This is a genomic window from Alteromonas sp. ABD4_190 (assembly GCF_056160105.1).
In genome coordinates this window covers 1-19,306 of record NZ_JBSWWN010000002.1, presented here as the reverse complement: position 1 = coordinate 19,306, position 19,306 = coordinate 1, and the positions used below count along the sequence as shown (strand labels likewise).

The window sequence follows — 19,306 nt, the reverse complement described above, 5'->3', positions numbered from 1 at the left end:
CTTCACGCAAATACGTTAATAGGGTTTACACAATGCAAGGTGATAAACAAGTTGTTGCAAAATTGAACGAAGTACTGACAAGTGAACTTACTTCGATAAATCAATACTTTCTGCACGCTCGTATGTTCAAAAACTGGGGTTTTTCTGAACTTAACGAAAAGAATTATAAAAAGTCTATCAAGGACATGAAGCAAGCGGACGATCTTATCGAGCGCATTTTATTCCTTGAGGGCCTTCCTAATCTTCAAGCGTTAGGCAAGCTTTATATCGGTGAAGATACCGTTGAAATGCTGTCATGTGATGCGCGTTTTCAAAAGGAACAGCTTCCACTACTTCGTGAAGCTATCGCGCTGTGTGAAGAAAAGCAGGATTATGTGTCTCGAGATTTGCTTGAAGACCTTCTTGAATATGAAGAAGAGCACCTAGACTGGATTGAAACGCAAGAATACCAAATTGATGCTATGGGTATAGAGAACTACCTACAAGCGCAAGTAATGGGAGATGACTAATGAAAGGTAACCAAGCAATCATCAATGGCTTAAACGAACTACTCTCTTATGAGTTAGCCGCCATGGATCAGTATTTCATTCACTCTCAGATGTATCTTGACTGGGGTTTGAATAAGCTTTACGAACGCATCGATCATGAATTTGATGACGAGCGTGGACATGCAACTAAGCTAATTGAACGCATGCTGTTTTTAGAAGGTACACCTGACATGACGAAGCGCACAGGCTTCAAAGTGGGTAAAGATGTACCTGAGATGCTAGAAAGCGATTTACGTGTTGAATATGAAGTTGATGCAAAGTTACGTGAAGTGATAGCGCTATGTGAAACCGAGAAAGACTACGTGACCCGTGACATGCTTATTGTACTGCTAGACGATACAGAGATGGATCACGCACACTGGCTAGAGCAGCAGCTTGGCCTTATTAAGCGTTTAGGGCTTCAAAACTATTTGCAGTCGCAAATGTAAAAAATAGCGTTCACGCTACAATTTACAGGTAATTAATAAAAAGGCCGCTCTTTAAATAAAGAGCGGCCTTTTTTTGCTTGTTTACTCCCCCTTCTGTAGGGAGAGTCTTATTGCTTTGAAAACAGTTACTGCTGCGTAACAAAATACAAATAGCTGGGGCTTTCTATATCTTTAATATTTAGACGCAACTGCCATTTCATCACTGGCTCACTACAGCTACCTAACATAAACCAACCTGACCATTTACCTTCCCCGTCGTTATCTAACAGCACGGGAATTTTGCCCATATACATGTTTACCCCTTCAATCCATGCACTTTCTATTTCCTCTCCCTCAGGAACTAAGAGCTTAACCGTTACTGACTCTTCGGCTTCAGGCATGGTTGAAAAAGTGGCAATGGCCAACTTGTCATCAATTAAGAATTCGCAAGTTTCATTGACAAAGTTGCAGCTATTTCCTATTCCATTAATTACATTTGTATCTTTTAATGCCGATGATTGGAATTTATGAGCAAGGTACACGCATACGGCTACGACGATAATGGCCACTAGCGGAAGCTGGGAATGTAAAAATTTTGATCGTTTATTGTTATCGTTATTTAGCATTTCTTAAATTTTGTGTATTTCTTCATTGACGGAGATCAAGCTTAGGTAGTTTATGGTATCTTTTTGTAATTAAAAACCTTATCATCCGCGTACCAACTGGCTTGGAGACAATAATTATTACTCTTTCCGAGCTCGGTGTGAAGCGTTATTCCTTAGCTGATACACGTCTCGACCGTACTATTCCGGCAGTTGGAGACCATAGTTCATTTGAAGTGGAAGATTCATTAAAATGAGTGAAATAAGCCAAGCACAACCTGACTACAATTATAAAGTAGTTAGGCAATTTACCATCATGACCATAGTCTGGGGTATCATTGGTATGGGCCTAGGGGTATTTATTGCCGCGCAGTTATTTGCACCTATGCTTAACTTTGACACACCATGGCTAACATTCTCACGTTTGCGTCCGTTGCACACTAACGCCGTTATTTTTGCCTTCGGCGGCTGTGCGCTATTTGCAACGTCGTACTACATCGTTCAGCGTACCTGCCAGGTAAGACTGTTCAGTGACAAACTTGCCGCATTTACCTTTTGGGGTTGGCAAGCCGTTATCGTTTTAGCTGTTATTACCCTGCCTATGGGTTTAACCAGCTCAAAAGAATACGCTGAACTAGAATGGCCAATTGATATCCTTTTGGCACTGGTTTGGGTCGCTTATATCATTAACTTCTTCGGAACCCTAGTAATCCGTAAAGTTTCGCACATCTATGTTGCAAACTGGTTCTTAGGCGCGTTCATGTTAACTGTTGCAATTCTCCATATTGGTAACAGCATGGCTATTCCGGTATCTTTCACTAAATCGTATTCACTGTATGCAGGCGCAGTAGACGCTATGATGCAGTGGTGGTACGGCCATAACGCGGTAGGCTTTTTCCTAACTGCGGGCTTCCTTGGTATGATGTACTACTTCGTACCTAAGCAAGCTGGTCGCCCGGTTTATTCATACAGACTTTCAATTGTTCACTTCTGGGCACTTATCTCTCTGTATATCTGGGCTGGTCCTCACCACCTTCACTACACTGCCCTACCAGACTGGACTCAGTCATTAGGTATGGTGATGTCTATTATCCTATTCGTTCCATCTTGGGGTGGTATGATTAACGGTATTATGACGCTATCTGGCGCGTGGCATAAACTTCGCACCGACCCAGTATTGCGTTTCCTTATTGTTTCATTGTCTTTCTACGGTATGTCTACCTTCGAAGGCCCAATGATGGCAATCAAGACCGTTAATGCACTATCACACTACACTGACTGGACAATTGGTCACGTACACTCTGGTGCTCTAGGTTGGGTTGCAATGGTTTCAATTGGTTCAATTTACCACTTAATTCCAGTGCTATTCGGTCAGCGCGCTATGTATAGCACCAAGCTAGTTAACGTACACTTCTGGTTCGCAACTATCGGTGTTGTTCTATACATCGTAGCAATGTGGATGTCTGGTGTACTACAGGGTCTAATGTGGCGTGCAGTAAATGCTGACGGTACGTTAACCTATAGCTTTGTTGAGTCATTAGAAGCATCTAAGCCTTTCTATGTGGTTCGTTTCATTGGTGGTTGTTTCGTGGTAGCAGGTATGCTTGTTATGGCATACAACACATGGAAAACCGTTCGTGCACCTAAAGGCAGTATCGCTGCAGATCCAGCGACTCAGCCAGCGTAGTAAAGGAGACGAATAATGAAAAACGCACATGAGTTAATTGAAAAGAACGTCGGTCTGTTAACGGTATTAATCCTTATCGCTATCAGCTTCGGTGCCATGGTTCAAATTACGCCGTTGATGTTTCAACAGCAAGTAATGGAACCAGTAACAGGCCTACGTCCATATACAGCGCTTGAGCTTGAAGGTCGTGACATCTACATCCGTGAAGGTTGTGTAGGGTGTCACAGCCAGATGATCCGTCCATTCCGCGCAGAAACAGAGCGTTATGGTCACTACAGCGTTGCCGGTGAGTCAGTATGGGAGCACCCTTTCCTTTGGGGTTCTAAGCGTACTGGTCCTGACCTAGCACGTGTTGGTGGTCGTTACAGCGACGAATGGCACCGAGTTCACCTGCTTAATCCTCGTAACGTAGTACCAGAGTCGAACATGCCAGGTTTCCCTTGGCTTGCGGAAAACACGCTTAATGGCGAGTTAACAGCTGAAAAAATGGAAGTATTCCGTGGATTTGGTGTTCCGTATACCGACGAAGATATTGCGGGTGCGAAAGCGGCAGTACAGGGTAAAACGGAAATGCAGGCCCTTATTGCTTATCTACAGTCTCTTGGCACACATTTGAAATAATATGGACCAGGGAATTGTAGGCAGCATTTTTACTGTCATCGTCTTTGTAAGCTTCATCGGCGTCGTGTGGTGGGCGTTTAGCGGCCGCAACAAGAAGAAATTCGATGAAGCAGCAAACTTACCGTTTGCAGACGAAGAAAAAGAAAAATCAAAAGAAGATTAGCAGGAGTCTCGAACTCATGAGTATGTTTTGGACAATTTGGATTTCCGTGATAACCCTAGGGTTGATCATTGGTTGCTACTTCCTTCTTCGCTGGTGCCTGTCTAACAAGACTGGCGTCGCTGAAGGTGAGTCAATGGGTCACGAATTTGATGGTATTGAGGAGTTAAATAACCAACTACCTCGCTGGTGGACAATTATGTTCTACATGACCATCGTTTGGGGCTTTATATACCTAGCGCTTTATCCTGGCCTAGGTGCGTATGAAGGTATTTGGGGTTGGAAGAGTTCTAACCAAAATATCCAGTCGCTAGAAGAGTCTGCTCAAGCGCGTATTGACGCAAAAGAGCAAGGCTATCTAGTAGAATATGACCGTGAACTTGATTTTGCTGCTGAGAAGTTCGACCCGATCTTCGAAGCGTATGCACAAGTTCCTGTTGAAGAACTGGCTAAAGACCCAGAAGCAAACAAAGTAGGTCAGCGTTTGTTCCTACAAAATTGCTCTCAGTGTCACGGTTCTGATGCTCGTGGTCAAAATGGCGGCTTCCCTAACCTAACGGACAACGACTGGTTGTACGGTGGTTCAGGTGCGAAAATCGTTGAAACTCTTACGCTTGGTCGTAAAGCAGCTATGCCAGCATGGCTAGATGCTATGGGTGAAGACGGTATCGAAGAAGCGGTTAACTACGTACTTAGTTTAAGCGGTCGCGATGTGGACCCTCAGCTTGCAGAAGCAGGTAAAGCACGTTTCGCAGCGTGTGCGGCTTGTCACGGTATGGACGGTAAAGGTAACCAAGCACTTGGTGCACCAAACCTTACTGACAATATCTGGCTATACGGCGGCAGCCACAGAGCGGTAACAGAAACGCTTACTTACGGTCGTAACGGTGTAATGCCTTCATTCAAGAAAACCTTGGGTGATGACAAAATTCACGTTGTTGCAGCGTATGTTTACAGCCTTTCAAATGATTAATGATTTAAATCATTAAATATCTTAAAAAGCCTCGTTACTACGGGGCTTTTTTTATGAGAAAATACAGCGATATAGGGAGTGCTGTACGAACAATCTTTGTTCACATTTAGTATGTCTCGCAAACATTATATTTATTCTTATTTCCCGGCTAAACATGTAGTTGGGGCAGTAAAAATAAATATGTTGTTAGCGAAGTAAACACGAGAAAAGATTTCAATGAATAGACCCTGGTATAAAGAGTTCTGGCCCTGGTTTTTAATTGCCGTTCCTATTATCACGCTCATTATGGGCGGCGTATTATTAAAGCTTGCTATTAGTACTGAAGATAGCCTAGTGGTGGACGACTACTACAAGGAAGGAAAAGCAATTAATGCGCGATTGGATAAAGAAGCCGTAGCCCGTCGCATGAATATCACTACCGATTTAACCATTGAAGATGGCAGCATAGCGCTAGAGTTTCATTCAGGTATTCCACAAGAAGGTAATGCGGTTAAACTAAGCTTTTATCACGTAACGCTTGAAGAGCGTGATGTCAGCGTTTTATTAAGCCGCGATGCTAAGGGTATTTATCGCGGTTTTGTCGAAGAAGATCTTGATGGTAAATGGCGCGTATCGCTAACCCCTATTGATGATAGCTGGAAAATTCAAAATACCATCTATCTGCCCCACTCTGGCAAGATGAAATTCAATCCATAATGGCCGAGCACGACTGTTACCATTGCGGCTTGCCTATTGCGGGCTCCGACGATGGAAAATTTACTACCGTCATATTAGGGCAGCAACGCGACATGTGTTGTCCTGGATGTTTAGCCGTGGCCGAAGCCATTGTAACCAATGGTCTTGAAGACTATTACCAGTTTAGAACCGAACCGGCGCAAAAATCTGACGATGGCATTCTAGAGACACTCGACAAACTCAAAGTGTATGACGACCCTGCTCTTCAAGAAGAATTCGTTTTTGATGAGGGGCAAGATAAGCAGATTCAATTAACCCTTGAAGGTATCACGTGCGCTGCGTGTGGATGGCTAATTGAAAAGCAATTATCAAAAGTTGAAGGCATCAAGCAAGTAGCTGTAAATGTTCAAGAGCGTCGCGCTTTAGTTACTTGGTCACCGTTTCAAATTAAGCTTAGCCAAATTCTTTCTACACTAAAACGCATTGGTTATATTGGGTCGCCATTTCACCCCGATGAACACGAAGCCAGTTATAAACGCGAACAAAAGACCTTTCTGAAGAAGCTTGGCCTTGCAGGCATTATGACCATGCAGGTGATGATGCTGATGACGGGGCTGTATTTTGACTGGTTTGGCGCTATTGAATTAGAAACCCGACAGTATTTTTACTGGGTCGCCCTTACGCTTACTACACCTGTAGTACTGTACTCAGGCAGCACTTTTTATGTGGGCGCCGCCAAAGCGCTAAGCGCCAGAACGGTTAATATGGATGTGCCCGTTACGCTCGCCGTATTCGGTACCTACATAGCCGGAATTCGCTCTACAGTATTAGAGCAAGGCGATGTGTATTTTGAATCTATTTGTATGTTCATTTTCCTGCTATTACTTAGCCGCTTTTTAGAACATCGTAGCCGTCATCGCGCCGCACAGATTTCTGCCAATATGATGCAGTATGTACCCGTTTCAGCCACCAAATTACTGCCAGATGGCAGCCTAACCGAGTGTCTGGCAAAGCAGTTAAAAATTGACGATGTGGTGCTGGTTAAGCCTGGTGAAACGATCCCCATTGATGGGGTGGTGACCGAAGGTAACGCAGCGGTTGACGAATCTATGCTTACCGGTGAGTTTAACCCGGTGCGCAAGTCAAACAGTAGCACCGTATATGGTGGTACTGTGTGTCAAGACGGCAGCCTTACCATTAAAGTGACACAAACTCTCAAAAATGCACTGGTAAATCAAATTGTAAGGCTGCAAGCAAGTGCTATGGCGAATAAGCCTAAAGCGGCACAAATAGCTGATAACTTTTCTCGATATTTTGTGACAGCTGTCTTGCTGGTTTCTGCCTTAACTTATGGCTTTTGGGCCTATAACGGCAGTGATGATGCGTTTTGGATCACCATTTCCGTGTTGGTAGCAACCTGTCCTTGCGCATTAGGGTTGGCTACACCATCAGCGTTAACCTGCGCTATGGCAAAGTTAAACCGACAAGGTATTTTACTAAAACGCGCCGATGCGCTTGAGCAAATCACTGGCATTGACACTATCGCACTCGACAAAACCGGTACGCTGACACAAGGTAAGTTCACTATATCAAACGCCTGGTATGCTGACGGCGTAGACAGCCAAAGTGCGCTATCAATCGCCCGCGCGCTAGAATCTCGCTCTGAACACCCAATTGCTAAAGCCTTTAGCGCCAATAAAGCCCTTGGCGATAGTAACGTCCATGGTACGGATAATGCCTCCAGCAGACAAACTATCCACAATGTGGTTAATTTTACCGTGACGCCAGGAGGCGGCATCAGCGGTGAAATTAACGACACCTTGTTTTCAATGGGCTCTGCCCAATTTTGTGTCCACGAATCACAACAAAAGCTTCTTAAGGATTATCCGTCAGCCAATGTGTTTGTCACCTTGAAGGGCCGTATTATGGCGGCGTTTGAGGTAAGCGACACGTTGCGAGAGGATACTCAAGAAACCTTAAATATTCTGGCAAAAAGTCACACCCTTGCAGTATTAAGTGGCGATACACAACAAAACGTGGACGCTCTTACCGCTTCCTTGCCAATATCAACAGCTAAAGGTGGGCTCACACCAGAGCAGAAATACGATGCTGTACAGGCTATGCAGCAATCTGGCGCGAAAGTAATGATGATGGGTGATGGTATTAATGATGCACCTGTGCTCGCCAGTGCAGATGTGGCAATTGCAGTGGGTAATGCCACAGACGTGGCTAAAACTGCTGCTGATGTCATATTACTTGGCGATCAGCTACTTTCTGTACCTGAACTGATTAAAACCGCTCACCAAGTGAAGCAAAAAATTAGACAAAATATAGGATGGTCGGTAGGTTACAACGTTTTGATTCTGCCTTTCGCCGTGTCTGGCCTACTTTCACCGTGGATGGCTGTTGTTGGTATGTCGTTAAGCAGTATTATTGTAGTCACAAACTCAACGCGACTTTTGAGCAAATAGCATGAGTATTATTTACGTATTAATTCCAATCGCCATTATCATAGTCGCTGTCGCTATCGTGATATTCTTTTGGGCGGTGAAAACTAATCAATTCGAGGATCTAGACCGTCAGGGGTACAGTATTCTATTTGACGATGACCTTCCGCCAGAAGAAAAAAAGCTAGCTGAGCAACGCAAGCAACTTCAAGACAATAAAGTAGACAAAAGCCAAGCGCCAAATGGAAGGGATTAACTACTTCTCTGCCTTTCTTATCGGCTTAGCCGGCGGAGTTCACTGTGTGGGAATGTGCGGTGGAATTGTCGCTGCGCTAAGGATGGTATCGCCTAAAGGCGCTTCAGCACTACCCTATACCCTTGCCTATAACATGGGACGTATAGTGAGCTACACCATCGCCGGAGCAATAACCGGGGCGCTTGGCAAAATAGCCGCCGACTACGTGCCCCTTGCCAACTATGCCCTATCCTTGCTAAGCGGCCTTATGCTGTTGTTGCTGGCCTGTTATTTAGGCAAATGGTGGACGGGTTTAACGGTGTTGGAAAACGCAGGAAAAGGTTTATTTTCCAAACTGCAGCCATTATCTAAGCGTTTTTTACCTTTTAAAACCCCTTTTAGCGCTATTCCCTATGGTTTTATTTGGGGTTGGCTTCCTTGCGGGTTGGTGTATTCCACACTTACCTGGTCTCTCGCGGCGGGGAATGCGCTAGAAGGCGCTGCTATTATGTTCTTCTTCGGTTTAGGTACATTACCCACCTTGCTCGCCGCAAGCGCTGGTAGCCAGTATATAGTTCGATGTTTTCAACATAACCATGTTAGACAAATTATTGCAGGAATAATGGCCATATATGCCGCTTATCTTATTCATAGCGCAATCGTTTAAAAATGGGTGTATTATTGTCGGGTATTCTTTTACAGAGCGTGCATTATGAGCAAAGGAAGCCAATTTTCTATTCACTGTCAAAACTGTAGTTTCAGTCACCTGTGTTTACCGGTGGCGTTAAACAAAACAGAAATCGAATCTCTTGACGATATTATTGAACGCAAGAAGCCGCTTCATAAAGGTGACACGCTGATTCAAACTGGTGATAAATTCCGTTCTCTATTTGCAGTGAGAACCGGTTCATTCAAATCATTTGTGACTAATACCGAAGGTGAAGAACAGATTACCGGTTTCCACTTTCCTGGTGACATTATCGGTTTCGATGCATTAAGAGAGAACAAACACCAAAGCTACACCTCTGCGCTAGAAACAGCCATGGTGTGTGAGCTTCCCTACGAGACTCTCGACGAAATGTCAGTGCAATTTCCAAAGCTGCGCCACCAGATCATGAGCTTCATGAGCGCTGAAATAAAACAAGATCACGACATGATCATGCTTTTAAACAAGCGTACTGCAGAAGAGCGTTTATTATATTTTATCTCACATCTTTCTCAGCGCTTTGAGGAACGCGGCTTTTCCCATAGAGAATTCCACTTAACCATGACGCGCAACGAAATTGGAAACTATTTAGGCTTAACGATAGAAACCATTAGCCGTTTACTGAGCCGTTTTCAGAAGGAAAACATTATCAAGGTTGACGGTAAATTGATCTCTATTTTGGATTTTGATCGGTTAAATACCAAGTTAGAGGCGTTAAATGGCCCTAGCGTAGTCTGTAACGGTTAATTTATTCTTCTGGTATCTTTAGCGCGCTACATGCGCGCTTTTTAGTTTTAACCTTTAAAGTTTCACTGTATTCCCTCACTGGGTTACACGATATCCATCCATTGTGCGTTAAAGCTCCCGTAACATTCGAATTGGCCCTTTTTTTATCAACGAATTATTTAATCCTTGATCGAAAACAACTCACGTTTTTCTAAATGTCGTTTATAGTTAATGTAAACGGTTTTGAAACAATATCGATGTCGACAGCCATACAAAGCTTTGTAGTTGAGGAGACGTTATGATTGAGTGTAAACGAATTCTTGCCGTGGTGGACGCGGAACGTGACAACCAGCCTGCCCTAAGCCGTGCCTATGAACTTGCGTCAAAAACCGGCGCCACGGTTACCGCTATGATGGTGGTATATGATTTGTCTTACGATATGACAACCATGCTTAGCCCCGACGAACGTGAATCAATGCGCGATGCCGTTACAAAAGAGCACGCCAAATGGTTATCTGCCCAGCTAAAAGAACAAGGCTTTTCAGAGACCGATATTGTGGTTGAGTGGAACAACCGTACTTATGAGTCGATTATTTATTACGCCCTTAATAACCAAATTGACTTAGTGGTAAAAGCCACTAAAAAACATGACGACCTTGCCTCAGTGATCTTTACCCCTACAGACTGGCATCTAATGCGCAAGTGCCCACGCCCTGTACTGCTCGTTAAAGAACACGACTGGCCAGAAGGCGGTGAAATTATAGCTGCAGTAAACGTAGGCAGCGAAGATGACGAGCATGCTGCGTTAAACGACAAGCTTACGATCATCGCTAACGATTATGCTTCTTTGTTGAAAGGTAACGTTAATTTAGTGAATAGCTACCCTACAACTCCACTTAACATTGCCATTGAAGTGCCAGAGTTTGACCCTGATACGTATCACGATGCGGTAAAAAATCATCATATGAAAGAAATGCGTAGTCACGCGCTGAAATATGGTATTCCAGAAAATAAATGTGTGGTGAAAGAAGGCTTGCCTGAAAAAGTTATCCCGCAAGTGGCTAAAACACTCGATGCCGAGTTAGTTGTAATAGGCACCGTGGGACGGGTTGGTATTTCGGCGGCGCTTATTGGCAATACTGCCGAGCACGTTATTGATGAACTAAATTGTGACGTACTTGCGATTAAGCCAGATGGGTTTGAATCACCGATAACCGTGTAGTTAACGACTTAATTGCGCTTAAATACCAAGACACTTGGTGGCGACAAATGGCGAATCGGCGATGGGCGTTAAAAAAAACCTGCGCATTTAGCGGTTTATTCCGAGAGTTAATCATACACGCTTAAATCAGTACTTAACGCTTCTCGATAAATTTAACAACACAGCCATAGTCTCGAAAAGGCGCTTTAATGTATAATGGCACCTTTATCACAAACCAAGCTAGTTAATTATGAGTTTAGGCACAAGCAGTGCTGATGCGCCGACGTTAAACGCCGCGCAAAGTAAGCAAAAGTACAACTTCAACAAACTTCAGAAACGACTTCGTCGCAACGTGGGTAAGGCCATTGGCGATTTCGGTATGATTGAAAACAACGACAAGGTTATGGTGTGTTTATCGGGCGGTAAAGACAGCTATACCATGCTTGATATTTTATTGTTTTTAAAGAAGATTGCGCCTATTCATTTTGATATTATTGCGGTAAATCTTGACCAGAAGCAACCTGGTTTTCCTGAACATATTTTGCCCGAGTACTTAGACAGCATTGGCGTTGACTACAAGATTGTAGAAGAAGACACCTACTCTATTGTTAAAGACAAAATTCCTGAAGGAAAAACGACTTGTTCGCTTTGCTCTCGTTTGCGTCGTGGTATTTTATACCGCACTGCGAAAGAATTAGGCGCCACTAAAATTGCATTAGGTCACCACCGCGACGATATGCTTGAAACGTTTTTCCTAAATATGTTTCACGGGGGCAAGCTTAAATCTATGCCGCCAAAACTGGTTAGCGATAACGGCGAACATATAGTAATTCGTCCTTTGGCTTACTGCACAGAAAAAGACATTGAAAAATACTCTCAAGCTGCTGAGTTCCCGATTATTCCTTGCAACCTTTGTGGTTCACAGGAAAATCTACAGCGCCAGAACATAAAAGCAATGCTTCAAGACTGGAACCGCCGTTTCCCAGGTCGTATTGAATCAATGTTCCGCGCGCTTCAAAACGTGGCCCCTTCACATCTTGTAGACAGTAACCTTTATGATTTTAAATCTATCGTCACCCAAGACGGCCCCGTTGCTGATGGTGATATAGGATTTGATGAACCTTCTTTTGCTACAGAAAATAGCGCAGATCCCAGTGATGAAGACAACGCTATCGAAGTAGTAAATATTATGGAACCAAAGTAGATGAAGATTGGACTTGCATTAGGTGCCGGTGCCGCAAGGGGCTGGACACACATTGGTATAATTGAAGCTTTGGAAAAACTTGGCGTTAAAATCGACGTTGTTGCTGGTTGCTCCATTGGTGCTTATGTTGGTGCTGCCTACGCAAGTGGCAAGCTAGAAGGTTTAAAAGAATGGGCCTGTTCACTTAGCGACTGGCAGGTACTCGCTCTTATGGGTGTTGGATTAAGACGTGGCGGTATTGCCAGCGGTCAAAAGGTTTTCGACAAACTTGCCAGCGAGTTTTGTGTCTCCTCCTATGAAGAAATGCTGAAGCCCTTTGCGACGGTGGCAACTGACCTCTATACCGGCCGTGAAGTGGTATTTAATTCAGGTCCTATCGGTGACACTATTCAAGCATCGTGCGCTATTCCAGCGCTCTTTGCGCCCGTGGCACATGGTGATCGCTGGCTGGTAGATGGTGCGGTTGTTAACCCTGTACCGGTTAACTTGTGTCGACAGTTAGGCGCAGACTTTGTTATTGCGGTTAATCTCAACGCAGACTTTCGTCCGCTTAGGTTGGAAAAGTTAAGGCAAGACCACGAAGAAAACCAACGTAAAACCGAAGACTTTTTTACTAAAAGCCAAAATGTCTTACGTCAATGGTTTTCGCCTGATAGTAAAGAAGACAAAGCGTTAGATAGAAATGACGATAAAGACGAAGTTTTGTCTGACGCTGACAAGGTTTTAACTGACACTGACGAGGTTAAAACTGAAGAAGGTATTGCTTCTGATGTTATTGAAAAAGTAGAAGAAGAACTTACAGAAGTGCCTGCAAAGGTGAATAAGCGCAACCCGCCAGGAATTATGAGCGTAATGAGCAGCTCACTTGAAATACTTCAAGCTCGTGTTACTCGGTCTCGTTTAGCCGGCGACCCGCCAGATATACTAATAGAACCTCAGCTTACTGATGTAGGTATCATGGAGTTTCATAGGGCAGAAGAACTGTGCGCAAAAGGCGAAGAGACCATCGCGCGAATTGCAGAGCAAATTAGGTATCAGTTACTAACCTGATACCTAATTGTTCAAAAGATAGATTAACTTGAGGCCATAGCTGTAACACGCAGCGGCGCGTGTGGTAGCGTTAAGCCTTTCGCTTCGTTGATCCACTCTTGTTCTAAATGCAGAACGCCATTGTTAATTTGTACGCCCTGCGGCGTAACGAAATCTAAATTTTTGTCTTCGAACTGAATCATCAAGCCCTTCACCGATGGCATCATAAAAGACAAAAAGCTCCCCATTTCATTGAAAAAGGCTTCATACTGTTCGTATAAGAAAGTGAGTTCTTCTTTTTTGTAATACTGTTTTAGGTACTCGGGCTTGGTTTCAAGCTGCACCGACATATCACAAACGTTCGCACGTTCGTTTAAGTCGATACGTACCAGTGCATTAGCCAGTTTTAGTGCTTTTTCAGTGGGTACGGTAAAACGTCCTTCATCAGTAACGTCTAGTGGCATTGTTTTCTTGTCGGTAACGATAGATGCACCGTTAACCTCGCATAAACGCCCTTCACCTACACGAACAAAACCAAAGGCAAACTGAAGCGCTTGGGTATCTTCGTTATCTAGCTTTTTAACATGGCTGTAGAAACGGCTGTACTCTACATCTATCGTTTCAGCAGATACGGATGTACTAGCAAAACCGACAAACAGAGATGAAGCAAGAAATAATGCAGCGCGTATCATTCGGATAAAAACTCCTCGTTAAATAGGATCATTGTTTGAAGCTCTTCAACATAAGCGGCTCCTCGCTCGGAATAGTTCATCAGCCCTTCAGCTAGTGCAACACCTGTGATGGGTAATTGGTTAGCTCTCAGTCGGCTGCGGATCTCTCTTAAGTCAGCATAGGCATCGTGTCTGTTGAGGTTACGCATATAGGTGTACGTAGCTCGAGACAAGTTGTCAAACTTGGCCACTTCATGAGATGCGCCGTCGTTTCGACGACTCGGAACGAAACCGCACCCTTTTGAAAAACACCACAAACCGAAGAAGTTGTAGCCCTTCCTTGCAAATCGGCTTGTTCCCCATGCAGATTCATTCGCAGCCTGCACAAGTACCAGTTCTTCAGGTAAAACATCAATTTTCTGCAGTAAGGCTAATAGTTTAGTCTTTAAAGGCTGTGTGGGTTTTACCCGATATTCCTCTTCAAGCCACTCAAGCCTAGTCATGTCGTCTTCAGACAGTGACTCATTAGCTAACGCCTTTCTGTAAAGGGTTTGTATATAGTGCCTTAGAGTAAGCAGGTAAGCGTTTTGTTTCTCTACCTCGGGGCGTAGATAATTAAAAAACGCCTCTTTTTTCTCTTTTACGTCACTATAACCAGAGAAATCAGGCACCGGCTTTTTCGCCATTACCGTTTGAGGTATATCTAGAATATCAGGCTCGTCCTCGGTAAAAATAATGGCGTTAATGACGATAACCGCCAGAACACCCAACGTTATAAGGACAATTTTAAAGGTTTCTCGTTTATGCATCGAAGCTCGACTCATTCACATCGTTTTCAGATGCTTCCGTGCTTACTCCTTGCTCGCCAATTAATTCCTGATAGAGCAACCCCATCATACTAAAATAAAAGGGTAACACCCAAATTAGGGAAACCCCGAACGTCAGCGGTACCGACACGAACAATAAGAAGAGAACGCCGAAAATACTGGCTATTTGAGCCCAGTACGCATTAAATACTCGGCAGGAAAGAATAATTGCGCTTATTGGCGTTAACTTTCTGTCGGCCACTAACATTAGAGAAAAAGAAGACGCTAAATAGAAGTACACACCTGGAATGATGAGCAGCATCATGCCTAACTGCACAAGGATACTGTTGACTAGCTGGGTTAACGCTACCAAAAATATTAAGGGGAAAAACTGAAATACTGTAAATACCGATGTTTTTACACCACGCGCTACAAAAACCCCCATCATATATAAACCAGTCAGTAACGGAGCAACGATACAGATTGCCACAATCTCGATAATAGACTGGTGCTCGAAAACATAGCTACCGTCTTCATTAATGGTTATATACTGTTGCGCGAATACCCCTAACACCACAAAGGTCAAAAATAGAACCAGACTAGCTTGCAGTAATGATGAAAAATTAGCTTTGGTTAAACCGGCAGCACGGCGCAAGAGACCCTTAGTATCGAATTGATACTGTTTGGACAACGTACTGTTGAGGCGGTCTGGGTTTACGTCTTTCACACAACTCTCTTATATTTTTAGAAAAATCGGCGCGATTATATCAATTCACGAAAATAATTGCCTGTTTGTGTATTAAACAAAAATTACCCCAACACCAACTTAGCGGCTAACCCGACTAAAAGCACGCCCATAGCCCTATCCAACCAATAGCCCTTTTTGCCAATAAGTTCAGCAACTTTACTGGTACTTAAAAGGTAGGAAAGGAAACAAAACCATAACCCCGTGGCAAACGCTAAGTAGATACCGTAACCAAGCTTTATGCTAAATGGCGTATCAATGCTGATGATTGCAGTAAATAACGAGAGGAAAAAAAGTGTCGCTTTTGGGTTAAGGCCGTTTGTCAGAAAACCCATCCAAACGGCACGTTTTGCCGAGATTTGTGACATCTTTTTTTCCGCATTTACGTGTTGCTCCTGCTTAACAGGGCCGCTTCTAAGCGCTCCGAAAGCAAGATAAAGTAAATAGGCAGCGGCAGCGTAGCTAAAAGTGGTAAATAGCCAGGGCGTAGTCGCAATTACCACACTTAGCCCTACTAGCGAGTAAGCAACATGCAATAAGATTGCTAGCCCAATACCGATACTAGTGTATATAGCGATACGCCTGCCATAAGCCACGCTGTTTCGAACCACCACCGCAAAGTCAGGGCCTGGGCTGGCAACAGCCACAAGATGTACCAATGCAATGGTAAGAAATTCATTCATATACTGCATGTTTTGCGCCTCCTACAGCGCATATTTTGAAATCAATTCATCAACCCACTGCGGAACTATGCGCGAGGCAGGACCTGTAAGTGATTCGTCGAACAAGGCATTGGATACACCTGGTTCTAAATTCGCTTCTATTGTGTGTGCCCCATTTTCTTTAGCAATCTGAACAAAGCCAGCAGCGGGATACACATTACCCGATGTACCAATAGCTATAAATACATCGGCCTGTGAAAGCGCCTCGTAAATTGCTTCCATATACATAGGCATTTCGCCAAACCACACAATATCCGGTCGAAGGGTTACTCTTTTACAGCACGGACATTTAGTGGTGTGATCAAAACTCTCACGCCAATCAAAAGTTTGCTGGCTAATAGCACAGCGCGCAGACAATAGCTTACCATGCATATGATAAACCGATTCGCTGCCACCACGCTCATGTAAATCATCAACGTTTTGCGTCACCAACGTTAGCTTATGACCGAAGGCTTTCTCGAGTTTAGCGAGCGCCATGTGCGCTGCGTTGGGCAAAATATCATTCTGTTGAAGCTGTGCCCGGCGCGCATTATAAAAGCGATAAACCAAGCTAGGGTTTTGCTCGAACGCTTCGGGTGTAGCGACTTCTTCAACGCTGTGATTTTCCCAGAGGCCGTCATTATCACGAAAGGTTTTTAGCCCAGATTCAGCGGAAATACCCGCACCGGTGAGAATAACAATATTGGGTAAGGATTGATTAGCTGACATTGGGTTGTACTTACTCTGTTGCTATAAAGCGAGTTATTCGGTTTTCCTATGAAGCTCGCGGTAATATCGTGCTTAGGCATACATCGCACATAAATGATTTTAGTATTTCACGGCTTTTATGCTTTTACACGCCTTTGACTACCGGATACTGGGTATTAGCGCCCCACTCAGACCATGAACCATCATATACCGAAACTTGCGTAGCACCACACATAAGAGCTGCAACACCAATGATACAAGCGGTAACGCCTGAACCGCAGGTGCAGATAATAGGTTTACGCAAATCGACTTTTGCTTGTGCAAAAACAGCGTTAAGTTCATCTACAGGTAAGAAATGGCCGTCTTTTATTAGTGTATCGAAAGGAACATTGAATGCGCCAGGCATATGCCCTGAGCGCACGCCTTCACGGGGCTCTGAAACTTCGCCGTTAAATCGCGGACTACTTCGCGCATCAAGCAGTTGCGCTTCGGTATTTATAGCCTGCAGCACTGCACTAGAGTTTGCAAACCACCCAGGTCGAGGCGTTGCTTGGTAGGTTAATTTTCCATACTGCTGTTGTTCTGAAATGGGAAGCCCAGCCCCCTCCCACGCAGGTTGGCCACCATTTAATATATATACATCTTTATGCCCTAGTGCCTTTAGCATCCACCACACTCTAGGCGCAGAATACATACCTCGGGTGTCGTAAACCGCTATGGGAGTATTTGCTGTGATACCTTGATTGCCAAGATAAATAGCAAGGTCATCAGCTGAGGGCATACTGTGCGGTAAACCTGTAGTGTGATCGCTGCCTTCGCTATCTAGATCAAAATCCACTGAAGCAGGCAATACCATTGCCGTTCGTGTATCCGGCGTTTTTGACACAGGATCATCCATCAACGCTCTTACAAGCGTAACCGGTTTTTGTTGCATTGCATTGGCTAACTCGCCGACTGACAGCAATACTGATGCCATTACATCCTCCTGGAAAGCGCTCACATGAGTGAGCGCCTTGTAATACCGCGATAAAAACGAATCGGTTGGTATTGATTCACATTAACTATGTACTACTTCACTTATTACTTAAGTAAGCTTCTTAGCTTAATGAAGCAATAGCAGACTCATAATTTGGTTCTTCAGTAGTTTCTGCTACTTGCTCTGTATAAACCACTTTTCCTTCAGTATCGATAACAACAACCGAGCGCGATAACAAACCCGTCAGCGGTGCTGATTCGAAGGTTACACCGTAATCATCGCCAAAGCTTGAACGGAAAGTAGAACCTGTAAGTACATTTTCGATGCCTTCTGCGCCACAGAAACGGCCCGCAGCAAACGGCAGGTCGGCTGACACACAAATAACAGTTGTATTATCTAATTTTGCAGCTTCTTCGTTAAATTTACGCACTGACATTGCGCAAGTTCCTGTGTCGATTGAAGGAAAGATATTCAATACAACGTTTTTACCTGCAAGTTCTGACAGCGTTACTTCGCCCAAATCCGCCTTTACTAAGGTAAAGTCTGGTGCCGCTGTACCTACTTCTGGTAACTGGCCCTTAGTTGTAACTGTGTTGCCTTGAAAAGTAACTGATGCCATTCGCTTTCTCCGTTTTTCATTAATATAAAATAGTGGATGTAAAACAATACTTTCGCAAATAAAAGTGACACTTTTTAGATGTTATCTTTAACCTGCGACTCTGCAAACGCGAGCTTATGCTGTAAATGGGGCTTACCTTTTAAGTATTCCCGCCTAAACACGCTAAAATAGTGCGCTAACGTTTGTGCCCCTTGCTGCTGCTCAGCTAGTGCCAAAACGCTAATACCTACTTCTGCGGTGCAATGTTGGAAATCATGGGTAGACTCTCTTAATAGATAGTCTGAAGCCACTTCCATGCTAACGCCCAGCACAGGGAAATGATGCAAATAAGGACTTTTTACAAACATCTTCTTTGCTTCACGCCAGGTTCCATCCAAGAAAATAAATAGTAACGTTTTACCAGTATTCAATGGTGGTGCGTCAATACAGCGTTCAGCTGCAGCATATTCGTGTGGAAATACCACAATGGGAAAGTATTTGTCGTCGCTTAGAAGTTTCAGTAACGCTTCATCAGGTTCCGTTCGTTTCCATAAAAACGCGTGGTTGTCTTTAACCACATCCGCTATCAAACGGCCTGTATTGGTAGGTTTATAGTATTCGCCTTTGTACATTAAGAACAAAACCGCCACGTCTGTGCCAGCTTCAGGCTTAAATTCACAAATACAGTTTTGCGTTGGAAGCAAACACGCATCACAGCGAATCACCTTGCTACCACGTGCGTGAAATGGACGCTCAGCACGAGATAGCTCGTCTAAACGAAGTGACATAACAGAATTCAAGATAGGACGTCTTTGCCAAAGATTTTTACGGATTTTACCATAGTCAAACGCACTAAAAGAGCGAGAATCACAAAGTTTTG

23 protein-coding genes are annotated in these 19,306 nt (G+C 44.0%); 14 read left to right on the top strand and 9 right to left on the bottom strand.

Annotated elements, in window-relative coordinates:
* Positions 1-32: 32 nt before the first annotated feature.
* Together bfr (ACXAFM_RS17710) and bfr (ACXAFM_RS17705) are read left to right on the top strand one after the other, a co-directional pair.
* Positions 33-509, top strand: a complete 477-nt coding sequence (bfr, locus tag ACXAFM_RS17710; RefSeq protein WP_014949586.1) for a bacterioferritin — start codon at positions 33-35, stop codon at positions 507-509.
* The gene (gene bfr, locus ACXAFM_RS17705) at positions 509-976 is read left to right on the top strand and encodes a bacterioferritin (RefSeq protein ID WP_014979359.1); all 468 of its coding nucleotides are present in this window, start codon (positions 509-511) and stop codon (positions 974-976) included. Before bfr (ACXAFM_RS17710) ends, bfr (ACXAFM_RS17705) begins: the two co-directional genes overlap by 1 nt.
* Positions 977-1,101: 125 nt before the next feature.
* On the opposite strand, the gene ACXAFM_RS17700 is transcribed toward bfr (ACXAFM_RS17705), so the two are convergent.
* The gene (locus ACXAFM_RS17700; RefSeq protein WP_474835595.1) at positions 1,102-1,581 is read right to left on the bottom strand and encodes a hypothetical protein; all 480 of its coding nucleotides are present in this window, start codon (positions 1,579-1,581) and stop codon (positions 1,102-1,104) included.
* 229 nt (positions 1,582-1,810) lie between these two features.
* Between ACXAFM_RS17700 and ccoN the strand changes: the two genes are divergently transcribed.
* The 12 genes from ccoN (at position 1,811) to ACXAFM_RS17640 (ending at position 13,242) form a co-directional block, all read left to right on the top strand.
* Entirely contained in the window at positions 1,811-3,244 is a 1,434-nt protein-coding gene (gene ccoN / locus ACXAFM_RS17695) for a cytochrome-c oxidase, cbb3-type subunit I (RefSeq protein ID WP_014949589.1), read from the top strand.
* A gap of 15 nt (positions 3,245-3,259) precedes the next feature.
* Entirely contained in the window at positions 3,260-3,865 is a 606-nt protein-coding gene (gene ccoO, locus ACXAFM_RS17690; RefSeq protein ID WP_071951601.1) for a cytochrome-c oxidase, cbb3-type subunit II, read from the top strand.
* A gap of 1 nt (position 3,866) precedes the next feature.
* The gene (locus tag ACXAFM_RS17685) at positions 3,867-4,028 is read left to right on the top strand and encodes a cbb3-type cytochrome oxidase subunit 3 (protein ID WP_012518547.1); all 162 of its coding nucleotides are present in this window, start codon (positions 3,867-3,869) and stop codon (positions 4,026-4,028) included.
* Positions 4,029-4,044: 16 nt separating this feature from the next.
* Entirely contained in the window at positions 4,045-4,998 is a 954-nt protein-coding gene (gene ccoP, locus ACXAFM_RS17680) for a cytochrome-c oxidase, cbb3-type subunit III (RefSeq protein ID WP_474835593.1), read from the top strand.
* A 216-nt stretch (positions 4,999-5,214) separates the two neighbouring features.
* Complete coding sequence (locus tag ACXAFM_RS17675; protein WP_014998432.1) at positions 5,215-5,694, top strand: FixH family protein; 480 nt, start codon at positions 5,215-5,217, stop codon at positions 5,692-5,694.
* Positions 5,694-8,144 (top strand): heavy metal translocating P-type ATPase, encoded by a 2,451-nt coding sequence (locus tag ACXAFM_RS17670; protein WP_474835592.1) that lies wholly within the window; start codon positions 5,694-5,696, stop codon positions 8,142-8,144. Before ACXAFM_RS17675 ends, ACXAFM_RS17670 begins: the two co-directional genes overlap by 1 nt.
* 1 nt (position 8,145) lies before the next feature.
* Complete coding sequence (gene ccoS / locus ACXAFM_RS17665; RefSeq protein ID WP_474825713.1) at positions 8,146-8,376, top strand: cbb3-type cytochrome oxidase assembly protein CcoS; 231 nt, start codon at positions 8,146-8,148, stop codon at positions 8,374-8,376.
* Positions 8,363-9,022 carry a sulfite exporter TauE/SafE family protein gene (locus ACXAFM_RS17660; protein ID WP_474835591.1) on the top strand — a complete coding sequence of 220 codons (660 nt, stop codon included), beginning with the start codon at positions 8,363-8,365 and terminating at the stop codon, positions 9,020-9,022. Before ccoS ends, ACXAFM_RS17660 begins: the two co-directional genes overlap by 14 nt.
* Before the next feature lie 45 nt (positions 9,023-9,067).
* Positions 9,068-9,808: a fumarate/nitrate reduction transcriptional regulator Fnr gene (gene fnr, locus ACXAFM_RS17655; RefSeq protein WP_474825717.1), complete on the top strand. Its 741-nt coding sequence runs from the start codon at positions 9,068-9,070 to the stop codon at positions 9,806-9,808.
* A gap of 277 nt (positions 9,809-10,085) precedes the next feature.
* The gene (uspE, locus tag ACXAFM_RS17650; RefSeq protein WP_474835590.1) at positions 10,086-11,009 is read left to right on the top strand and encodes a universal stress protein UspE; all 924 of its coding nucleotides are present in this window, start codon (positions 10,086-10,088) and stop codon (positions 11,007-11,009) included.
* Between the two features lie 229 nt (positions 11,010-11,238).
* The gene (gene ttcA, locus ACXAFM_RS17645; protein WP_474825721.1) at positions 11,239-12,192 is read left to right on the top strand and encodes a tRNA 2-thiocytidine(32) synthetase TtcA; all 954 of its coding nucleotides are present in this window, start codon (positions 11,239-11,241) and stop codon (positions 12,190-12,192) included.
* Positions 12,193-13,242 carry a patatin-like phospholipase family protein gene (locus tag ACXAFM_RS17640; protein ID WP_474835588.1) on the top strand — a complete coding sequence of 350 codons (1,050 nt, stop codon included), beginning with the start codon at positions 12,193-12,195 and terminating at the stop codon, positions 13,240-13,242. It begins immediately after the preceding gene.
* A 23-nt stretch (positions 13,243-13,265) separates the two neighbouring features.
* Here the strand turns inward: ACXAFM_RS17640 and ACXAFM_RS17635 are convergent, their stop codons facing one another.
* The 8 genes from ACXAFM_RS17635 to ACXAFM_RS17600 all read right to left on the bottom strand — a co-directional run bounded on the left by ACXAFM_RS17635 (position 13,266) and on the right by ACXAFM_RS17600 (position 19,214).
* Positions 13,266-13,913 (bottom strand): DUF2987 domain-containing protein, encoded by a 648-nt coding sequence (locus ACXAFM_RS17635; RefSeq protein ID WP_474835586.1) that lies wholly within the window; start codon positions 13,911-13,913, stop codon positions 13,266-13,268.
* Complete coding sequence (locus ACXAFM_RS17630) at positions 13,910-14,701, bottom strand: glucosaminidase domain-containing protein (RefSeq protein WP_474835850.1); 792 nt, start codon at positions 14,699-14,701, stop codon at positions 13,910-13,912. Before ACXAFM_RS17630 ends, ACXAFM_RS17635 begins: the two co-directional genes overlap by 4 nt.
* A complete protein-coding gene (locus ACXAFM_RS17625) occupies positions 14,694-15,425 on the bottom strand; it encodes a YciC family protein (protein ID WP_334060432.1) in 732 nt (243 codons plus the stop codon). The genes ACXAFM_RS17630 and ACXAFM_RS17625 overlap by 8 nt, the downstream gene beginning before the upstream one ends.
* 83 nt (positions 15,426-15,508) lie before the next feature.
* Positions 15,509-16,135, bottom strand: a complete 627-nt coding sequence (locus ACXAFM_RS17620) for a LysE family translocator (protein WP_474835584.1) — start codon at positions 16,133-16,135, stop codon at positions 15,509-15,511.
* A gap of 12 nt (positions 16,136-16,147) precedes the next feature.
* The gene (cobB, locus tag ACXAFM_RS17615) at positions 16,148-16,873 is read right to left on the bottom strand and encodes a Sir2 family NAD+-dependent deacetylase (RefSeq protein ID WP_474835583.1); all 726 of its coding nucleotides are present in this window, start codon (positions 16,871-16,873) and stop codon (positions 16,148-16,150) included.
* A gap of 124 nt (positions 16,874-16,997) precedes the next feature.
* Positions 16,998-17,828: a sulfurtransferase gene (locus ACXAFM_RS17610; RefSeq protein WP_474835582.1), complete on the bottom strand. Its 831-nt coding sequence runs from the start codon at positions 17,826-17,828 to the stop codon at positions 16,998-17,000.
* A 121-nt stretch (positions 17,829-17,949) separates the two neighbouring features.
* Positions 17,950-18,447 carry a thiol peroxidase gene (gene tpx / locus ACXAFM_RS17605; RefSeq protein ID WP_474835581.1) on the bottom strand — a complete coding sequence of 166 codons (498 nt, stop codon included), beginning with the start codon at positions 18,445-18,447 and terminating at the stop codon, positions 17,950-17,952.
* A 74-nt stretch (positions 18,448-18,521) separates the two neighbouring features.
* Positions 18,522-19,214, bottom strand: a complete 693-nt coding sequence (locus tag ACXAFM_RS17600) for a tRNA-uridine aminocarboxypropyltransferase (RefSeq protein ID WP_474835849.1) — start codon at positions 19,212-19,214, stop codon at positions 18,522-18,524.
* Between the last annotated feature and the right edge of the window lie 92 nt (positions 19,215-19,306).